This window comes from Saccharopolyspora terrae, assembly GCF_004348435.1.
In the GTDB taxonomy this organism is placed as follows: Bacteria; Actinomycetota; Actinomycetes; order Mycobacteriales; family Pseudonocardiaceae; genus Saccharopolyspora; species Saccharopolyspora endophytica.
Genome location: NZ_SMKS01000029.1, coordinates 1 through 17,747 on the forward strand (window position 1 = coordinate 1; position 17,747 = coordinate 17,747).

Annotated in this window: 18 protein-coding genes, 2 tRNA genes and 1 pseudogene; 11 read left to right on the forward strand and 10 right to left on the reverse strand. The window is 69.0% G+C overall.

The features are described 5' to 3' along the window. Nucleotides 1–226, forward strand: a 226-nt coding sequence (locus E1181_RS17230) for an integrase core domain-containing protein (protein ID WP_132675991.1), incomplete at its 5' end; no start/stop codon positions are given. On the opposite strand, the gene E1181_RS17235 is transcribed toward E1181_RS17230, so the two are convergent. The 5 genes from E1181_RS17235 to E1181_RS17255 all read right to left on the reverse strand — a co-directional run bounded on the left by E1181_RS17235 (nt 223) and on the right by E1181_RS17255 (nt 6,672). Next, a complete protein-coding gene (locus E1181_RS17235; RefSeq protein ID WP_132675993.1) occupies nt 223–786 on the reverse strand; it encodes a suppressor of fused domain protein in 564 nt (187 codons plus the stop codon). The genes E1181_RS17230 and E1181_RS17235 overlap by 4 nt on opposite strands. Nucleotides 787–875: 89 nt before the next feature. Then, entirely contained in the window at nt 876–4,874 is a 3,999-nt protein-coding gene (locus tag E1181_RS17240; protein WP_132675995.1) for a WXG100-like domain-containing protein, read from the reverse strand. 14 nt (nt 4,875–4,888) lie between these two features. After that, nucleotides 4,889–5,218 carry a WXG100 family type VII secretion target gene (locus E1181_RS17245; protein WP_235876840.1) on the reverse strand — a complete coding sequence of 110 codons (330 nt, stop codon included), beginning with the start codon at nt 5,216–5,218 and terminating at the stop codon, nt 4,889–4,891. Continuing rightward, complete coding sequence (locus E1181_RS17250) at nt 5,215–5,775, reverse strand: YbaB/EbfC family nucleoid-associated protein (RefSeq protein ID WP_132675997.1); 561 nt, start codon at nt 5,773–5,775, stop codon at nt 5,215–5,217. Before E1181_RS17250 ends, E1181_RS17245 begins: the two co-directional genes overlap by 4 nt. A gap of 120 nt (nt 5,776–5,895) precedes the next feature. Then, a complete protein-coding gene (locus tag E1181_RS17255) occupies nt 5,896–6,672 on the reverse strand; it encodes an MBL fold metallo-hydrolase (protein ID WP_132675999.1) in 777 nt (258 codons plus the stop codon). A 48-nt stretch (nt 6,673–6,720) separates the two neighbouring features. Between E1181_RS17255 and E1181_RS17260 the strand changes: the two genes are divergently transcribed. The 5 genes and pseudogenes from E1181_RS17260 to E1181_RS17275 all read left to right on the forward strand — a co-directional run bounded on the left by E1181_RS17260 (nt 6,721) and on the right by E1181_RS17275 (nt 9,474). Continuing rightward, nucleotides 6,721–7,026: a hypothetical protein gene (locus E1181_RS17260; protein WP_132676001.1), complete on the forward strand. Its 306-nt coding sequence runs from the start codon at nt 6,721–6,723 to the stop codon at nt 7,024–7,026. 76 nt (nt 7,027–7,102) lie between these two features. Beyond that, complete coding sequence (locus E1181_RS17265) at nt 7,103–7,912, forward strand: Fpg/Nei family DNA glycosylase (protein WP_132676003.1); 810 nt, start codon at nt 7,103–7,105, stop codon at nt 7,910–7,912. A gap of 94 nt (nt 7,913–8,006) precedes the next feature. Beyond that, nucleotides 8,007–8,189 (forward strand): annotated as a pseudogene (locus tag E1181_RS32930) (helix-turn-helix domain-containing protein); the annotation flags it as partial. Between the two features lie 60 nt (nt 8,190–8,249). Further along, entirely contained in the window at nt 8,250–9,128 is an 879-nt protein-coding gene (locus E1181_RS17270; RefSeq protein ID WP_235876841.1) for a hypothetical protein, read from the forward strand. A gap of 79 nt (nt 9,129–9,207) precedes the next feature. Next, nucleotides 9,208–9,474, forward strand: coding sequence for a hypothetical protein (locus E1181_RS17275; protein ID WP_132676007.1), 267 nt, complete (start codon nt 9,208–9,210; stop codon nt 9,472–9,474). A gap of 4 nt (nt 9,475–9,478) precedes the next feature. Here E1181_RS17275 and E1181_RS17280 read toward each other — a convergent pair whose 3' ends face one another. The 5 genes from E1181_RS17280 to E1181_RS17300 all read right to left on the reverse strand — a co-directional run bounded on the left by E1181_RS17280 (nt 9,479) and on the right by E1181_RS17300 (nt 13,905). Continuing rightward, a complete protein-coding gene (locus E1181_RS17280; protein WP_132676009.1) occupies nt 9,479–10,225 on the reverse strand; it encodes a hypothetical protein in 747 nt (248 codons plus the stop codon). A 53-nt stretch (nt 10,226–10,278) separates the two neighbouring features. Next, entirely contained in the window at nt 10,279–11,457 is a 1,179-nt protein-coding gene (locus E1181_RS17285) for a GNAT family N-acetyltransferase (RefSeq protein ID WP_132676011.1), read from the reverse strand. A 42-nt stretch (nt 11,458–11,499) separates the two neighbouring features. Then, the gene (locus E1181_RS17290; protein ID WP_132676013.1) at nt 11,500–12,126 is read right to left on the reverse strand and encodes a 2'-5' RNA ligase family protein; all 627 of its coding nucleotides are present in this window, start codon (nt 12,124–12,126) and stop codon (nt 11,500–11,502) included. A 60-nt stretch (nt 12,127–12,186) separates the two neighbouring features. Beyond that, complete coding sequence (locus E1181_RS17295; RefSeq protein WP_132676015.1) at nt 12,187–13,650, reverse strand: MDR family MFS transporter; 1,464 nt, start codon at nt 13,648–13,650, stop codon at nt 12,187–12,189. Between the two features lie 184 nt (nt 13,651–13,834). Further along, nucleotides 13,835–13,905: transfer RNA gene (locus tag E1181_RS17300), tRNA-Gly, on the reverse strand. A 127-nt stretch (nt 13,906–14,032) separates the two neighbouring features. Between E1181_RS17300 and E1181_RS17305 the strand changes: the two genes are divergently transcribed. The 5 genes from E1181_RS17305 to E1181_RS17325 all read left to right on the forward strand — a co-directional run bounded on the left by E1181_RS17305 (nt 14,033) and on the right by E1181_RS17325 (nt 17,565). After that, nucleotides 14,033–14,106 (forward strand) — tRNA-Pro (locus E1181_RS17305). A gap of 135 nt (nt 14,107–14,241) precedes the next feature. Continuing rightward, a complete protein-coding gene (locus E1181_RS17310) occupies nt 14,242–14,442 on the forward strand; it encodes a hypothetical protein (RefSeq protein WP_132621001.1) in 201 nt (66 codons plus the stop codon). Between the two features lie 160 nt (nt 14,443–14,602). Beyond that, the gene (gene tig / locus E1181_RS17315; RefSeq protein ID WP_132676017.1) at nt 14,603–16,009 is read left to right on the forward strand and encodes a trigger factor; all 1,407 of its coding nucleotides are present in this window, start codon (nt 14,603–14,605) and stop codon (nt 16,007–16,009) included. Between the two features lie 252 nt (nt 16,010–16,261). After that, entirely contained in the window at nt 16,262–16,888 is a 627-nt protein-coding gene (locus E1181_RS17320) for a ClpP family protease (protein ID WP_132676019.1), read from the forward strand. Nucleotides 16,889–16,932: 44 nt separating this feature from the next. Continuing rightward, a complete protein-coding gene (locus tag E1181_RS17325; RefSeq protein WP_132676021.1) occupies nt 16,933–17,565 on the forward strand; it encodes an ATP-dependent Clp protease proteolytic subunit in 633 nt (210 codons plus the stop codon). Nucleotides 17,566–17,747 lie beyond the last annotated feature (182 nt).

Sequence of the window (17,747 nt, forward strand, 5' to 3'; positions counted from 1 at the left end):
GCCCTACACCCCACGCCACAACGGGAAAATCGAACGCTACAACCGAATCCTGGCCGAAGAGTTCCTCTATGCCCGCGTCTGGACCAGCGAGCACCACCGCACCGCAGCCCTAGCGATCTGGAACGTGTACTACAACTACCATCGGCCACACACCGCCGCCGGAGATCAGCCACCAGCATCCCGACTCCCCACCGGCGTCACCAACGTCACGGCCTCATACAACTAGGCGACTGCTGGACGCCGAACGTCGAGGATGTTCGCCTGGTTCTCCTTGAAGCGTTCGAACAGCGCGCTCGGCCCCTCGCTGTGCACGACCCCGGCTTCACCGGAAGTGATGGGGATGAGCGAAATGATCTGCAGTTCAGGCTGATTGTTGTCTGGGAACACATCGAACGAGCCGCCGAAGAAGGGGCTTTGGTGGGCGAGGACGGCTTGAATTTCCGTGCCGTTGACGATCGGCTGGCGGTTCTCGATCACCATTCCGTATTCGAGTCCGCGACCGTTCTTCAAGATCATGGAAGCGGTCGAATCCACAAGGTACTGAGCCACGTTTTCCTGTCCGTCCCAGAGCGAGCAGGCGAGTTCTTCGGGCAGCATCGAGGTGATTGTCTGGAACCGAAGTCCATTCGTGACGATCGTGCTGATCGGCGGCTCGTCCCGGTGGAAGGAGGTCAGGTCGTATCCGCGGTTGCCTTGGTCGGACTGTGCGGACTCGACGCGCTGGACCGGCCCGAGGTGGTGTTCAAGGTGACCGAGCACTCCACTCGACCCTGTCGGCGTGCCCATGTAACTCTCCGATCGTCTCGGGTTTCGAAAGTGGCGTCCGCAAGCAACTTCAGTCTACGTGCGGACGTCCACCGGTGATCTTGTGGGCGTCAATGGCCATGTCTGGGGTCGCCCGGCTTCTTCGATCCCTTGTAAACCTCGTTCGGATCGGTTGGAGCAATATCGATCGATTTGAAGTCCGCCTCTGGGAAGAGTTGGCGGGCAAGATCCGGATAACGTCCATAACCCGGCTCGGTAGATTCATGCCCGTGTCCCTCATTTGCTGCTTTGGCTTCCAGCCGGTAGTGATCGGGGTTGTCGTAGATCGCCCGATACTGCTCCGTCGTCATCTCGTGGAAGAGTCCGAACCGCTGCTGTCGCCAGTACTCGTAGTCGTAGTCATGTCCCATGTGGGCGGATTCGGGTTCTGGAAGGGCGAACTTGGAGTGCGGCGGTGCAGGGGGCTGCTCACCGTTCAAGAACCAATCCGGGGGATCTGTCGCGGCTCGCTGTCCCTTGTCGTTGATTTCGTAGAACTGGGGGCCTGCGACCTTGTCATGCGGTGGTGGCGGGGGTTCTTCCCCCCGGGTGAACCATTCCGGTGGTTCGGTGGGAGTGCGGCGGCCATCGGCGGCCACCTCGTAGAACTGAGGTGGGGTTCCGGGCTGGACCGGGATTCGTTCGCCTGAGGTGGCACACACGTACGACCCGTCTGGGTTCATCTCTGTCCGGCTGTAGACCGTGTACCGGGTGGAGGCGGAGAAACTCGGGCGGTCTTGTCCGTAGACGAAATCAAGCATCTGCCCGTTGATGTGATCGGGTGTCACTCCAGGAATCGGCTGGAGCGGCCCATCAGGCGGCGCCACCCAATCACCGTTGCCGTTGTCGGCCGTTTGGTCCCACCGAAGTGGATTGCCTGCGTGGCCGGGATTGCCACGGGCTTCCGAATCTCCGTACATGCGGTGGGTGTCGGGCAACTTGTCCTTGCGCTGCTGCCGTTCTTCATCACTGAGGCGACCGTCGGTGTTGCGCTGCCCCCGAGCCTCAGCATCCTCCGGCCTCTGGCCTGGATCCTCCCCGTCGCGGGGCGGGTGGAAGCCGTCGTTGCTGGCTGACGTCGTGGTGCCGTCGGGGTGGTGGGTGTCCCAGCCTCCGTTCGGGGGCCAGCCGGGGCGGCCGTCGGGGCCCATGTCGGAGGCGAAGACCCGGCCGTTGCCGTCTGTCCAGGCGAGGCCTCGGGGTGCGGTGACCGGGGTGCCGAGTTCGTTGGCGAGGTCTCGGGCGAGGCCGCTGGTTCCCGCGTCGCAGGAGAGGAGGCGGACCGGTTTGCTGCCGTCGAAGTTGGGGTCGCGGCGGAGCATGTCGGCGAATTCCTTCGCGGAGAAGGTGTTGTCGCCGATGCGGACGCGGCCGTCGGGTAAGGCGTGGACGTCGACGGTGTGGTGGACGCCGTCGTCCGGGACCCGGTTGGCCAGGTCCCGCATGTTGGGGTCGTCGTGGAACGACGAGCCGGCCGGGGTTTCCTGCCGGTTGGCCTCGGCGGTGTCGATCTGCTCCTGGCGCTCCGGCGTGCCCGGATCGGCGTCCTTGGGCTGGTCGGCGTCGTCGTGGCGGTCCGGGCCGTCCTGCCTGTCGCCGTGCGGATCGGAACCGTCGTTGCCGTCGGGCTTGTCGCTGTCCGGGCGCGTGCCGTCGGTGTCGGGGCGCTGCCCGGGGCCGTCCTGACCGTTGGCGGGCTGTGCGCCCTCGGGCCGGGACGCCGGAGCGTCAGGACGCTGTGACTGGCCGCCGGGGCGCGAGGCATCGGGACGCTGGGACTGGCCGTCGGGTCGCGATGCCGGCGCATCCGGTCGCGGCGACGTGCCGTTGGGTTGCGAACCATCAGGTCGTGCCGGAGTGCTGTCCGGACGCGACGGCGTCGGGCCGGGCCTCTGCTGCGGGACGCCGCCGTCCGGCCTGGTGTTCGGGCGCGCGGGAGCGTCGGCGGAACCGCGAGGCGCGGCACCAGGTGAGCCTGCGGTGCCGGTCCATCCGCCGCTGCCGCCGGGACGGCCACCACCTGCGGAAGGCGTTGAGCCGCCCCCGCCCGCCGCGCCGGGGGAGCCGCCCATTCCGCCGCCCATCGCGCCACCGGAGGCCGGCTGGTCGCTGCGCGGTGCGGTCGGAGCAGGCCCCGCCACGCCCGGAGCGGCCGAGGCCGCAGGTGCTGCCGGAGCGTCCACGTTGGACGCTGTCGTGCCCGCGGGCGTGCTCGGCGTGCGGTCGGAGTCGTTGGGCAGCGTGCCGCTGAACGAGCCGCCACCGGAACCACCCGAGTGCGAGCTCGACGATCCCCCGCCGCCTGCGCTCGCCATTCCCGCGCCGGAAGTTCCTCCGCTGCCGGAGGATTCGCGTGATCCGGAGTCGCTCGAGTCGGTCGAGCGCGGGGAGCCGCCCCCATCGCCACCGGATGGTGCGGAACCGCCGGAGTCCGAAGGGGATGGGGCATCGCTTCGACTGGAACCGCTCTCGGACGGTGTGCCGTCGGAGCTCGACGCGGATCGGGAATCGGAGCTCGCCGAGCCGCTGTCCGAGGAGGTGGACGGCGAGTCGGAAGCCGACCGCGGCTCCGAAGGTGAAGAACCGCCGTCGGACGCGGACCTGGCATCGGGGCTGCTCGAGCTGTCCGGCGAGCCGCTGGACGAGCTCTCCGAGGAGCCGCCGGACGAGCGGTCCGAGCCGGATGAGGCCGAGCTGTCCGAGGGGCCGGAGCCGTTGGAGGAATCCGCGGTGCTCGCGGTCGAGTCCGAGGACCTGCTGGAGTCCGACGAACCGCCGGAACCCGAATCCGACGACGACCCGCCCGAGTCACCGGACGAGTCGGAACGGGAGGACCCGCTGTCGGACGAAGACGCGGACGTGCCTGAATCCGACGACGTGGAACCACCGGAATCCGACGTCGAAGAACTGCCGGAGTCGGAGGACGAACCACCCGAGTCCGAGTCGCTGGAGCCGGACGAGGACGAACCCGAGTCAGACGAGGAACCGCCCGAGTCAGACGAAGAACTGCCCGAGTCCGATGAGGAAGACGAGGAGCCGGAGCCCGACGAGCCTCCGTCGGTGTCGGGCACGTCGACGTTGCCGCCGAAGTGCTCCTTGCCCGCGCCGAGGCCGCCCATGCCGGCGCCGGTGGCGCCGCCGGACATCGCCCCGGTGCCGACATCGCCCCAGTCGATCTTGCCTTCCATGATCGCCTGCTCGGCGACGCTGCCCACCGCTCCTTGGGCGGCGCCCAGGGCGCCTTCCTTCAGAGCTTCCTTGCCGATGGACTTCGCGGCGCTCTCGGCGGCCTCACCGGCCGCGTCACCTGCGGCGTCGCCCGCCGCGCGCCCGGCGGCGGTGCCCGCGTTGCCCGCGGCGTCACCGGCCGCGTCGCCGACGGCGTCCCCGGCGCCCCTGCCGACGGACTTGCCGACGCCCTCGAAGACGCCGCCCACGGCACCGCCGATGGCGCCGCTGATCGCGGCTTCCTTGAACTTGCCGCCGTCGAGCCCGTCGCGGTTGCCCATGGCGACCTGCGTGCCCTGCACCGCGAACTCGATCGCGACCGAGGTGGCGACCTCGATGGCGACGTTCTTGAGGATGCTGAAGACCAGCTGCTTGAAGATCTGCAGCACCACCACGCGGGTGATGCCCTGAGCTGCGGCGATGCCGGCGGTGGAGGCGCCGAAGGTGACCGGCGCGGCGGCGAGCATCGCGGCGATCTGGATCGCCAGCGCGATCAGCGAGGCGATGATGGTCAGCTTGGTGTGCTCGACGTCCAGCGCCGCGTCATCGCACGACTTGGCGAGCTTCTCGCACGCCTCCTTCAGCTTCGGCAGCGCTGATTCGCCGCCGTCGCCGATGTCCTTCCACAGCTTGGTGAACGCCTCGCCGGTCTTGCCCTCCATCGCGGACTTGACCTGCTGGGCGCCACCGTTGGCGGAGCTCTGGACCCCGTCGATGCCGTCGGCGGCGGTGCGCCATGCGTCGGCCATCCGACGCATGGCGTCCTCGTCACCTTCGGGCCAGGATTGTCCGACGACGATCGGCAGCAGCCACTTGACCTCGTCGGGCATCTCGATGCTCAAGTGAAGTCAACTCCCTACCGGGGCATGTCCGAGCCGGCCTTGCCGATGCCGCCTGCGGACTGGGTGTCGCCGGACTCGGTGTCGTCGGCGGTGGCTTTGAGGTTGTCGTCGATGTCGCCGAGCGCTTTGACGACCTTCTTCAGGCTGTCCAGCACGCTGTCGCGGCCCTTGGTGTAGTCGCCGCCGAACGTCTGGCCGGCCTCATCGTTTCCCCAGCACTCGCCTTCACCGTCCAAAAAGGACTTCAGGGTGCTCAGGATCCGATCCAGGTCGTCCCCGGAGTTGCCGATCTTCTTGCCGCCCGAGCGAATCTCCTCGGGCTGCATCCGCATCTTCCCGCTCATCGGCGGCCCCCTCTGCGGTTGCTCTCCCAGTCGTCGTCCCAGTCGTCGGGTGCGGCCTGCACCTGCGGCGCGGACGCGGCCCGCCCGGTCTGGGCCTCCTCGCTGCGGCGCCGGGCGCGTTCGGCGCCGGGATCCGGCGGCTCGACCAGCGGTCCGCTGTTGAGCAGGCCCTGCAACGACGGAACCCCGGGAACCTCCGGCACGTTCGACACGTCGGCTTCCGCCGCGAAGGTGCTCTGCAGCTGCCGCTGCGCCGTCCCGGACGCCTCGCGGATCACGCTGGTGATGCTGCGCGCCAGCTTCTCCGGATTGGTGCGCTCGAACGCCTTGTCCGACAGCCGGACTTCCTGCACGGTCCCGGTCGCGTCCACCCTGACGTTGACCATGCCGTCGTCGGACGAAGCCTCGAAGGTCTGCTGAGCGGCAGCGGCCTGCTTCTCCTGGAGATCGGCGGTGCGCTTGCGCAGATCATCGAGCATGTCGTCGATCTGGCTCCGCAGCGCAGCGTTCCGCGCGACCTTCTCCTCGCTCGACCCGTCGAAGTCCCGTCCAGACATGTCCAGCCTTCCCCCGGCTCAACAGCACGTGCAGTGCGGATTTGATCGCTCCGGTCAGTTTGACGTGTGCCTCGGCGTATCGGTGCCACTGGTCCGCACAATGCGGCCGAACGATGCATCTCACTGGGCTGAACGGCCCAGCGCGACGCGGGTGGTGTCGTCCGGGAAGGGCGATCGGGCGGCCGGAAGCCGTCCTCGGCACACCTCGGCGAGGAGGGTCAGTTCCGCGTGCTGGGCGCGGACGAAGTCCGGGGTGACCGGGATGCCGTGGCCCGGGACGACGGTGGTGGGGTTCAGGGCGAGCAGGGCTTCCACCGCGGCGGGCCAGTGCTGGGGGTGGGCGTTTTCGAAGTCCGGGGGAGCGCCCTGCTCGACGAGGTCCCCGGCGAAGACGACAGCGGCGTCGGGAACCTCGACGACCAGGTCGTGGTCGGTGTGGCCGAGGCCGGGGTGGTGCAGGCGGACCGCGCGTCCGCCCAGGTCCAGCTCCGCCGCGTCCGTGACGAGGTGGTCGGGGGGTGCCGGGGTGGAGGCGGCGAGGGCGTCGGCCGTGTCGGGATCGCCCTGCTCCCGGTAGTGCTCGACCCAGTGCTCGCGCTGTGCGGAGGCGGTTCGGTCGAGGAAGTCCGGGCACCGGTGGTGGGCCCAGACGGGTGCGGGCAGGAACGCAGAAGTGCCGAAGCAGTGGTCGAAGTGCCCGTGGGTGAGGGCGATTCGCAGCGGTGCGCGCGTGATCTGGTGGACCGCCTCGGCCAGTTCGGCGCCCTGGCGGTGATCGCCCCGGGTGTCGATCAGCAGCGCGGCCTCGTCACCGACGACGAGGCCCGTGGTCAGGTCGAGTTCGGCGTGGCGGCGGGCGAAAACCCGCTCAGCCACCTCGATCCACCCGTTGCTCACGGGTGGATCCTAGTGCTGTCGCCGGATGATCTCTGGGAGACTTCGACGATGCGTCTCTACGTCGCCCTCACAGCACTGCTCGCGACCGCCGTCGGAGTCGGCGTGCTGTTCTTCGCCAACAGCGCCCTGTCCCCGATGCTGATCGGCGGTCCGGGTTCGACCTGCCCCGAGCCGGACTGCGGGCTGGGTGCGGGGCTGTGGCTCATCGCCGGCGCGGTCGCGGTGGTGCTGGTCGCGTTCCTCGCCGGATTCCTCCGCCACGTGGAGCGCCCGGTCCGTCGGGGCCTGTGGATCGCCCTGTGGTGCACGGTGATCTACCTGCTGGAATCGATCGTGGTCTGGGTCCTCATCTGAGGCTCCCCTGGCAGGGCCTTCCGGCGGCGTGTGCTTGACTTTTCTCCCGCGCACGACGAGTTCGGGAGGACGGGTTTTGCCGGAAGGCCACACGCTGCACCGGCTCGCCGGGGTGCACCACGAGCTGTTCGCGGGCACCGCGGTTCGGGTCAGCAGTCCGCAGGGACGTTTCGCCTCCAGCGCGTCGGTGCTGGACGGGGCCGTGTTCGAGCGGGCCGAGGCGCACGGCAAGCACCTGTTCCACTCCTACGGCGGCGACCGCGTCGTGCACGTCCACCTCGGGCTGTACGGCACGTTCACCGAGAGCGAGCTGCCGGTCGCCGAACCGCGCGGTCAGGTGCGGATGCGCATCGTCGGTCCCACGCACTTCACCGATCTGCGCGGACCCACCAAGTGCGAACTGCTCACCCCCGACGAGGTCACCGCCGTGCGCGACCGGCTGGGACCCGACCCGCTGCGCAACGACGCCGAGCCGGAGCGGGCGTGGGCGCGGATCTCGAAGTCGCGCACCAGCATCGCCGCCCTGCTGATGGATCAGAAGATCCTCGCCGGGGTCGGCAACGTCTACCGCGCCGAAGTCCTGTTCCGGCACGGCATCCCGCCCATGACCCCCGGCCGCGACCTCGGCAGGCAGCGCTGGGACCTCATCTGGGCCGACCTGGTGGAGCTCATGGCCGACGGCGTCAAGGTCGGCCGCATCGACACCGTTCGCCCGGAGCACCTCCCCGAAGCCACCGGCCGGGCCCCGCGCCAGGACCGCCACGGCGGCGAGGTCTACGTCTACCGCCGCGCCGGAATGCCCTGCCTGATCTGCGGAGACGAGGTCCTCACCACCGACCTCTCCGCCCGCAAGCTCTACTGGTGCCCCACCTGCCAGCCCGAGTGACCAGCGGCTCAGCCGAAACGTCGGCCCCACGCGCTCGGTAATCTGGATCACGCGCCCGCATAGGGCGAGTTCTCGGGCGGGAGGTGCGGTACCCATGACCGACGAGTCGTTCGGACGGATTTTGCGGCGGCACCGCGCGGCGTCGGGACTGACGCAGCCACAACTGGCCGAGCGCGTCCACGTTGACCAATCGGCCGTGTCCCGCTGGGAGAACGACCGCGCAGTCCCAGCTCGGGCTCTGGTCGAGCGCCTGGATGAGGTGTTGGACGGCGGCGGAGACCTCGTCCGCAGTGCCTTCCCGGCTGGACCCGCACTGCTTCCGCCCAGCGACGATCCTGTGACCGGCGACTACGTTGATCAACTGCGCGCGAGCATCGTGCACCTGGTTCAGCTCGACGGGCGGTACGGGGGTGCGGACCTCGTCCCGATGGCGACCCGCATGTTCCGGACTGCGTCCGCGCGGCTGGCAGCCGGGAAGTACCCGTCCGCGCTCGAAACCGACTTCACCGCCACCGTCGCGGAACTCGGGGAAGTCGCCGGATGGCTCGCCTTCGACGCCATGCAGCACGAGAAGGCCCGAACGCTCAACCTGGAGGCGCTTCACCTGGCCAGGCTCGCCGGAAACACCGGCATGGAACTGTTCTTGCTGGGCAACATGGCCTTGCTGGCGCAGGAGACCGGGCAAGCGCGGGAAGCCCTGCGCACGGTCGAGCTCATGGAACGGTTCCCGCTCAGCCCGCGGGTGCGAGTTATGACGGCGCTCCGCCGAGCCCGCGCCGCCGCCGATCTGGGCGACGACCGCGCGATCACGCTCATCCACCGGGCTCAAGCGGAGGTCGATTCCAGCGTCCAGAGCACGGACCCGGAATGGGCTTGGTGGGTGGACCTGCGCGAACTCACCGTTCACGAGGGCGGCATGTGGCGCGCGATCGGCCTCCCGGAACGTGCCGTGGACTGCTATGCCGCTGCGCTCGAAGGGATTCCCGCGGAGTACCGGTGGGCGTCCTACCTGGGCGCGGTGAGTCTGGTCTCCGCGCTGGTCGAAGTCCGCTCGTGGTCGGAAGCGGAACGTGCCGCGGAACAGGTCGCGAAGCTAGCAGCGGAGGTCACCTCAGCCCGAGCGAGCAAGCGATTGAGCGACGCCGCCACCACGGCGAGAAGGCTCCGCGCGCCCCACAGCCTCGAAGGCCTGCTCACCACGCTCGCCGCCCGCTAACGCATGCGGACCATGCGCGTGCCATGCGCATGACGTGCATGGCCTCCGCTCAACGCATGGCGACGACGACGTGGTGACCATGAACAGCGGCAACCCTTCTGAGAGCTCAGCGCGAATCGGGTCGCGATCGGAACGGCACTTCTGGCTGGTATCGAATCGTGAGCGGACCGGCGGAGTGCGTCACGCCTTCCGCGGAGCTCGTTGGGACGGCAAGCGCGCCGATCTCTCAGTGTGCGGCGAGCGCGTCGCCCTCGCCCAGCCCAGCGATCTCGACTGGATTCTGTTCCCAACCTGTGTCACCTGCAACGACATTCTCAAGGCCGAGAACCTGAGCCGTCATGGGTGAGGACTCAGAAGCCGAAGCCGCCGAAGTCGAAGCCGTCCATGCCTCCGGTGTCGGCGGCGCCGGGGTCTCCGCCGGGGCCGGGGGCGTCGCCTGCGGCTGAGCCGTCGGCGAAACCGTCCGCGTAGGCGGCCTCGGCCGGGACGCTGGTCATGCCCACGAACATCGCGGACATCATCACGTACGAGCCCGCGGTCCACATGCCCGCGGCCATCGCCGGCTTCCACCACGGATCGCTGTACCAGCCCTGCGGGACGGGTTTCCCGGCCACCGTGCCGCCCGGGTAGTAGTGCGGAGTGCGTTCGCTCGGCTCCGGTGAAGCCACCTGCACCTGGCCGTCGATCTCGACCTCGCGGTCCTCGCTGACGCGACCCGCGTAGCGCTGACCGGACAGCGCGGGCAGCTCAGGTCCCGGATCCATGTCCATCGCCACGCGCGCGGCGCGCACGTAGTAGAGCCCCTCCATCGCCGACTCCGAGGTCAGCCGGGCCTGCGTGGAGGTCGTGGTCTGGTCGAGCTGGGAGAGCGCGGCGCCGTGCCGCTCGGACGCGTCGGCGAGGGCCTGCTTGGCGGCCTCGTTGGTGCCGATCAGGTTGAGGACCTGACCGCCCAGACGCTCCACCCAGCGCCGGGCCTCGGCCTTGTCGTCCTCCAGCTGCTTGCGCTGGCGGGTCAGGATCTTCTGCCAGGACCACCACACGGTGGCGCCCAGCACGACGAGCACGATCAGCAGAACTACGAGTGCACTGGTCATCCCTGCCTCCCCGGGGCACCGATACCTCCGACGGTACCCGCGTGAGGGGGGCGCTAGAAGGCGTCCGGGCAGCTCGGAGCGTGATCGGTGGCCAGAGCGCGCGACGCGGCGCTCAGCGCACCCGGCTCCAGCTCGCGGACCCGCCCCGCGGCAGCGAGCTGGTGCAGCGTGCTGCCGCCCAGGTACGCGGCGGCCAGGTCGGCGACGTCCAGCGCCAGCTGAGCCGGGGCCGTGGTGGATCCGCCGTCGAGCCGCCAGCGGCCGTCGTTCCACTCGCAGAACGAGTCGTTGACCTCCACGACGACGTCGGAGCCCGTCTCGCGGGCGGCCAGGGCGGCGGGCACGTCGACCAGCCGGAGCCACAGACCGTCGACGATGCTCTGCTCGGCGGCGCGCGGGTCGGCCAGCATCCGCACGATCGGCTCGTCGAGGGCGGCCTTGTTCCACCGCACCTCGCGGACCAGGGCGAATTCCATCAGGTACCGCCACAGCGCGGCGTAGGCCTGCGGGGTCTCGGCCATCAGGTGGGTGATCTCCAGCTGGTAGTCGGGGCCGCGCTCGGTCCACTTCCGGGTCGGCCGGTAGATCACGTGTCCCTCGGGGTGCAGCGCGTAGCGGGACGAGGCGCCTCCGTTGCGGGACTGGCGCATCAGCTCCAGCGTTTCCCACGCACCGTCGCCGCGCTCGATCCACCCGATCCTGCTCGCGGCGATGCGCGCGTGCTGCTCGTGGATGACCGGCAGCGCGCTGTCCCGGTCGACCTCGCGCACCGGGCGCTCGTCGACCTCGACGTCGGGGTGGAACCGGGCGCGGGAGGGCAGGGTGAGGTGGTTCTCGAAGGTCGCCGTGCCGTAGCCGTAGCGGCCGTAGATGGCGCCCTCGGAGGCGTACAGCGCGGCCAGCGCGACGCCCGATTCGCGCAGGCCGTCGAGCTGCTCGCGCATCAGCGAGGTCAGCACGCCGCGGCGGCGGTGCCCCGGCTTGACGCCCACGAGCGTGACCCCGCCCAGCGGCGCCGCGCGCCCGCCGGGAAGCGTGATCGCGGTGCTGTAGTGACCGGCGGAACCGATCATCTCCGAGCCGTCGAAGGCCCCCAGGGCCGTGACGAACGGGACCGCCGGCCGGAACCGGGCCTGGTCCTCCTCCGCGTCCTCCAGGAACGCGGCCGCGAGCACCGCCACGAACTCGTCCAGCTCGCCGGCGCCGAGCTTCCTCGCTTCAAGATTCCCCATGAAGCATTGGTACAGCGCCGACGATCGGGAAGCGACCGGTTTTCAGCCGCCGAGCGGGACCTCGGCGATCGTCTCCCACTCGGTGCTGGAGTGGTCGCGGCTCATCTTGACCAGCGACAACGCCGAGACCTTCGCGGTGGCCGACTCGACGATCGTGGCCTGCAGGGTCGCGATGGCGAAGATCGCCGGGCCGTCGGTGGTGGAGTGGGCGAGGCTGACGTGCTTGTCGATGTCCTCGGGCTCCGACGGGACCGCGTCCGCGCCCAGCACCTCGGAGGTGGCCTCGCGGACGGCCGCGCGCAGGTCGAGCACGCTGGACTGCGGCTCGGCGGGCAGCGACAGCGACTCGGGCAGCACGACGGCGTGGTGGAACGCCAGCGTCAGCGGCAGCACCCCGGCGAGCTTCGGGCGTGCGGCCTCCAGCAGCGGTTCGATGCGGGAGGAGTCCACCTCGTCGGTGAAGCCGATCTCCTGCACGAGGATGTGCATCCATTCCAGCGGGACCAGGTCGAAACCGGGCAGATCGCGCAGCGCGTACTGGTAGTCGTTGACCAGTTTGCGCAGGCCGGCCTGGTCGGCCAGCGGCAGCACCCAGGCGTATCCGGTGCGGCCCGCGTGCCAGTCGGTGCGCCAGCGCGTGTGATTGCGAACCTGATCGGCATGTGGCATGTCGGTCACCCCTCACATAGTGCCCGGACGTGTCCGGAAGTGGGGCGCGCTTGACCTATCTCACGGTTCCGACGGCTCGGGTTCACCCTGCCGTGCTGCGGCTTTCGGGCGGTCGAGAGTGGCCGCGGCATCGGCGTCGCGCACCCGCAATGCCAGCACAATACCCAGCACCGCGAAGACCACCGAGACCAGGAACGCGCCGTGGAAGGCGCTCATCTGAGCGTCCGCCACCATCGCAGGCACGGTTGGGTCCACAGTGGATTCGCCGCGCTGCATCAGCACCGTGAGCACGGTCGCCACGACCGCGGTGCCCAGCGCCGTGGCGACCTGGCGGGTGACGTTGAACATCGAGCTGGCCATGCCCATCGCCGGGCCGGAGATGGCGGCGAACGTCGCCGTCTGCACCGGTGTCATGAGCAGGCCCATCGCCACGCCCTGGGTGGCCAGCATCAACGTCAGGACCCACAGCGGGGTGCTCAGGTTCTGCAACTGCAGCAGTCCGCCGATGATCAGCTGGACGACGAACCCGGCGATGATCAGCCGCTTCGGGCCGATGCGCCCGTAGGCGCGGCTGACGACCTGCGTCGTGGCCAGCATCGCGATGGCCTGGGGCATCAGCGTCAGCCCCGTGAACATCGGCGACACGCCGCGCAGCGTCTGCAGGTAGAGCGGGATGAGGAACAGCACGCCGAACATCGCGCCGGTCATGCACAGCAGCAGCAGGTTGCCGGTGCCGAACAGGCGGTCGGCGAGCAGCCGCAGGTCCAGCATCGGCGAGGTGACGGTGAGCTCCCGCCACACGAGGCCGCCGATGAGCAGCACCGACGCCAGGAGGCTCAGCCACACCGCAGGAGAGGTCCAGCCGATCTGCGAACCCTGGTCCAGCCCGACGAGCAGGGTGGCCAGGCCCGCGCCGGCGAGCACGAAGCCGGGCACGTCGAAGCGGCCCGGATCCCGGGTCGACTCCTCCTTGAGGAACAGGATCGTGAACAGCAGCGCGAGCGCCCCGACCGGCAGGTTGATGAAGAAGATCCACCGCCAGCTCGCGTACTCGACGAGCACGCCGCCGAGCAGCGGGCCGAGCATCGGCGCGACGGTGATCGGGATGGCCAGCACCGCTCCGGCCTTCGCGCGCTCGTGAGCGGGGAAGGCGCGGAACATCATCGCCTGCCCGACCGGGACGAGCATGCCGCCGCCGACGCCCTGGAGGATGCGGGAGCCGACCAGCATCTCCATCGACATCGCCATCCCGCACAGCATCGAGGCGAGGGTGAAGATGATCACCGCAGCCTGGAAGGTCTTCTTGCTGCCGAAGCGGTCGGCGATCCAGCCGGACGAGGGGATGAAGACCGCGAGGCTGACCATGTAACCGGTCAGCACCCACTGGAGCTGGGCGGGCTCGGCCTGGAACTCGCGCCCCAGCGTGGCCAGCGCCACGTTGAGGATCGTGACGTCCAGGATCTGCATGATCAGCGCCAGCACGAACGTGATGCCGACCAGCCACTTGTACTCGAGCCGCCGCACGTAACCCCCTGCTCGGAATCCGGATTCGCTTCCAGCATCCCCCACCCGGCGGCCAACGCCCAACGGGTTTTCCCAGCTGGTCACAAGGGCCTCGAAGGCCCACAGCCGCCTCACGCGTGCGGGGTCCGGACAAGACGAAGGGCGGAGATCCCGGTGGGCTCACCGGGGTCTCCGCCCTGTTCGGAGCGGGCGACGGGAATCGAACCCGCGTAGCCAGTTTGGAAGACTGGGGCTCTACCATTGAGCTACGCCCGCGTGCCGGTTTCACCTGGTCTTCGCGGGGTTGCCGCGGTCCGTTGGTGACCTTGCGTGCCCTAGCTTAACCGGTCGCGATAGGCTCTTCGCAACGCACCCGGTCGTCCCGGGTGCGTCGCACGTCGGACGGGGTGTGGCGCAGGTTGGTAGCGCACTCGCTTTGGGTGCGAGGGGTCGTGGGTTCAAATCCCGCCACCCCGACGTGTCGGCCGGCCGCTCGCAGGTTTCGCGAGTGGCCGGTTTCGCTTATCAGCGGAGCCCGCTCGGGAGTGATTCACACCGCAACGGGTGACTGGGCTCGGTAACGACCTGGTGAACCGGGCCGATTTCCCCTGCGTGCGTGATGCGATTCTGGCCGGGCCCGGCGTTCAGCGGTCGGCAGCCGTGGTGTGCGCGGTGCTGTGCGCCGCCGTGGTGGCGCTGATCGCCATCTCCCTGTGGGTTCCCGGCCCGCCCTCCGCTCCCGCGTCGTCTCCGGCGGCGGGCATCGTGACGGCGTCGACGCCGACGGATCTCGGTGGTCCGCCGGTTCGCTGAGCGGCTCGACGACCCAGCCCGACCCCTTTGTCGCAACCCCGGACCCCGTGCCCGGGTGGGAAGCAATAGACTCGGTGGTCAGCCCGGCATTGGACGTGGTGTTTGGCCGCGCCCTGAAGCCAGCGCCGGGGAATCAAGCACGTTCGCACTAGGAGACCACGTGAAGAGCACCGTCGAGCACCTGAGCCCGACGCGCGTCCGGATCAACGTCGAGGTGCCGTTCGACGAGCTCAAGCCGAACTTCGACCGCGCGTACAAGGCACTCGCCCAGCAGGTCCGCATTCCCGGCTTCCGGCCGGGCAAGGTCCCGGCGCGGGTGCTGGAGAGCCGCATCGGTCGTGGGCCCGTGCTCGACGAGGTCGTCAACGAGGCGGTTCCGGCCAAGTACCTGGAGGCTGTCAACAGCGACGAGCTGCGCACCCTCGGTCGCCCGGACATCGAGGTGACCAAGATCGAGGACGGCGCGGAGATCGCGTTCACCGCCGAGGTCGACGTCCGCCCCGAGATCACCGTGCCCGCCTTCGGCGAGCTGTCGGTGAGCGTTGACGACGTCGAGGTCGCGGAAGAGGACGTCAACGAGCAGCTGGACTCGCTGCGCGCTCGTTTCGGCACTCTGGCCGGCGTCGAGCGCCCGGCGCAGGAGGGCGACTTCCTCAGCATCGACCTGTCGGCCACCGTCGACGGTGAAGAGGTCGAGGACGCTCAGACCTCCGGCTTGTCCTACGAGATCGGCTCGGGTCAGCTCGTCGAGGGCATCGACGACGCGGTGATCGGCGCGACCGAGGGCGAGACCAAGACCTTCACCACGAAGCTGGTGGCGGGCGAGTACGCGGGCAAGGACGCCGAGGTCTCGGTGAAGGTGAACTCCATCAAGGAGCGCCAGCTGCCGGAGGCCGACGACGAGTTCGCGCAGATGGCCAGCGAGTTCGACACGATCGACGAGCTGATCGCCGACCTGCGCGAGCGCCTGGGCCGGGTCAAGAAGATGGAGCAGGGCATGCAGGCCCGGGACAAGGTCCTGGACGTGCTGCTGGAGACCATCGAGGTCCCGCTGCCGGAGAAGGTCGTCGAGCAGGAGATCGAGGTGCGCCAGCACGACGCGGTGCACCCGTTCGACCACGACGAGAAGGCCTTCGAGGCTTGGCTCGAGACGCAGGACAAGAACCGCGAGCAGTTCGACACCGAGACCCGCGACGAGGCTGAGAAGGCCGTCCGCACCCAGCTGGTGCTGGACACCATCGCCGATGAAGAGGGCGTGTCGGTTTCCGACGAGGAGCTGACGCAGCGGATCATCTACCAGGCGCAGCGCTTCGGCATGAGCCCGGACCAGTTCGTCCAGCAGGCCCAGGAGTCGGGCCAGATCGGCGCGCTGTTCGCCGACGTCCGCCGCAGCAAGGCGCTGTTCTCGGTGGTCCGCCAGGCCACCGTGACCGACTCGGCCGGCAACGCGCTGGACATGGACGAGCTGTTCGGCCCGCAGGAGGGCGAGGAGACCCCCGAGGTCGTCGAGGGCGAGGCCGCTGAGGCCGAGGCCACCGACGCGAAGGCGGAGTCCGCCAAGGAGTGACCCGGCTCTCGCCGAACAACTTGATATGCATGCTCTAAGCGAACGTGGGCGGTACTGGGAAGCTGGTGCCGCCCACGTTCGTTAGGGTCGGTTGTAGCGGATCACCCGAGTAGGGAAGCAGGACATCACCTGCGGTCACCGAGGACACCCGGTGGTTCGTCGGGTCCACTTTGGAAGGACTGCGACGAGCTCCGGCAAGACCCGACTGACCAGGGTGGACAAGGGCCCATTGTGGGAGAAGGCAGGGGAGACGTGACGCAGCACCTGACTGTTCCGGCGTCCAACGCGCAGGCGCCGTCCATGCGGACGGGCACGAACGGACTCTCGCTCAACGACTCGGTTTACGAGCGGCTGCTGCGGGAGCGGATCATCGTCCTCGGCTCCCAGGTCGAGGAGAACATCTCGAACCAGATCTGCTCGCAGCTGCTGCTGCTGGCGGCCGAGGACCCGGATCGCGACATTTCGCTGTACATCAACTCGCCGGGCGGTTCGGTCACCGCGGGCATGGCGATCTACGACACCATGGAACTGATCAAGCCGGACGTGGCCACGGTCGCGATGGGCATGGCGGCCTCGATGGGCCAGTTCCTGCTGTCCGCGGGCGCCAAGGGCAAGCGCTTCGCGCTGCCGCACGCGCGGATCATGATGCACCAGCCTTCGGCGGGCCTCGGTGGTACCGCGGCTGACATCGCCATCCAGGCGAAGATGTTCACCAAGCACAAGGAAGAGATGGCGGGCCTGATCGCCGGGCAGACGGGCAAGTCCGTCGAGACGATCATGACCGACTTCGACCGGGACCGGTGGTTCACCGCCGAGGAAGCCCGCGACTACGGACTCGTGGACTACGTGGCGAGCGCGGCGAACCTGCCGACCAGCTGATCACCCCTCCCGCACCCGGACCTAGTTACGAGGAGTCACCCGTCGTGAACCCTTACCAGTCTCTTCAGTCCCGGTACGTGCTGCCGTCGTTCGTCGAGCGCACCGCGTACGGGGTCAAGGAGTCCAACCCGTACAACAAGCTGTTCGAGGAGCGCATCGTGTTCCTCGGCGTCCAGGTCGACGACGCGTCGGCCAACGACGTCATGGCGCAGCTGCTGTTCCTGGAGTCCGATGACCCGGACCGCGAGATCCAGATGTACATCAACTCCCCCGGTGGCTCGTTCACCGCGATGATGGCCATCTACGACACCATCCAGTACGTTCGTCCCGACGTGCGCACCATCTGCCTGGGCCAGGCGGCCTCGGCGGCTGCGGTGCTGCTGGCCGCGGGCACCGAGGGCAAGCGCCAGGCGCTGCCCAACTCCCGCGTGCTGATCCACCAGCCGTCCGTGGAGGGCATCTACGGTCAGGTCTCCGACCTGGAGATCCAGGCCGCCGAGGTCCAGCGGATGCGCGACCTGATGGAGTCCTCGCTGGCCACGCACACCAAGCGCTCCAAGGAGCAGGTGCACGAGGACGTCGACCGCGACAAGATCCTCACCGCCGAGCAGGCCAAGGAGTACGGCATCATCGACGAGGTCGTGCCGTACCGGAAGCTCTCGGCACAGCAGTCCTGACGTGGCGTTTCCCGGGGGCTTGCGGGTCCCCGGGAAACGTTCCGGCTGGGTGAGTTCCGGTCGGTGGTCCTTCGGATGGACCGGGCGGCGCGCCCGGCCACCGGGACCGCGACACGCCGAACGCGAGGCTGGTCACAGCACGCTCGGCGATGGCGGACACTGTGAGTCTCCCCGAACTCGGG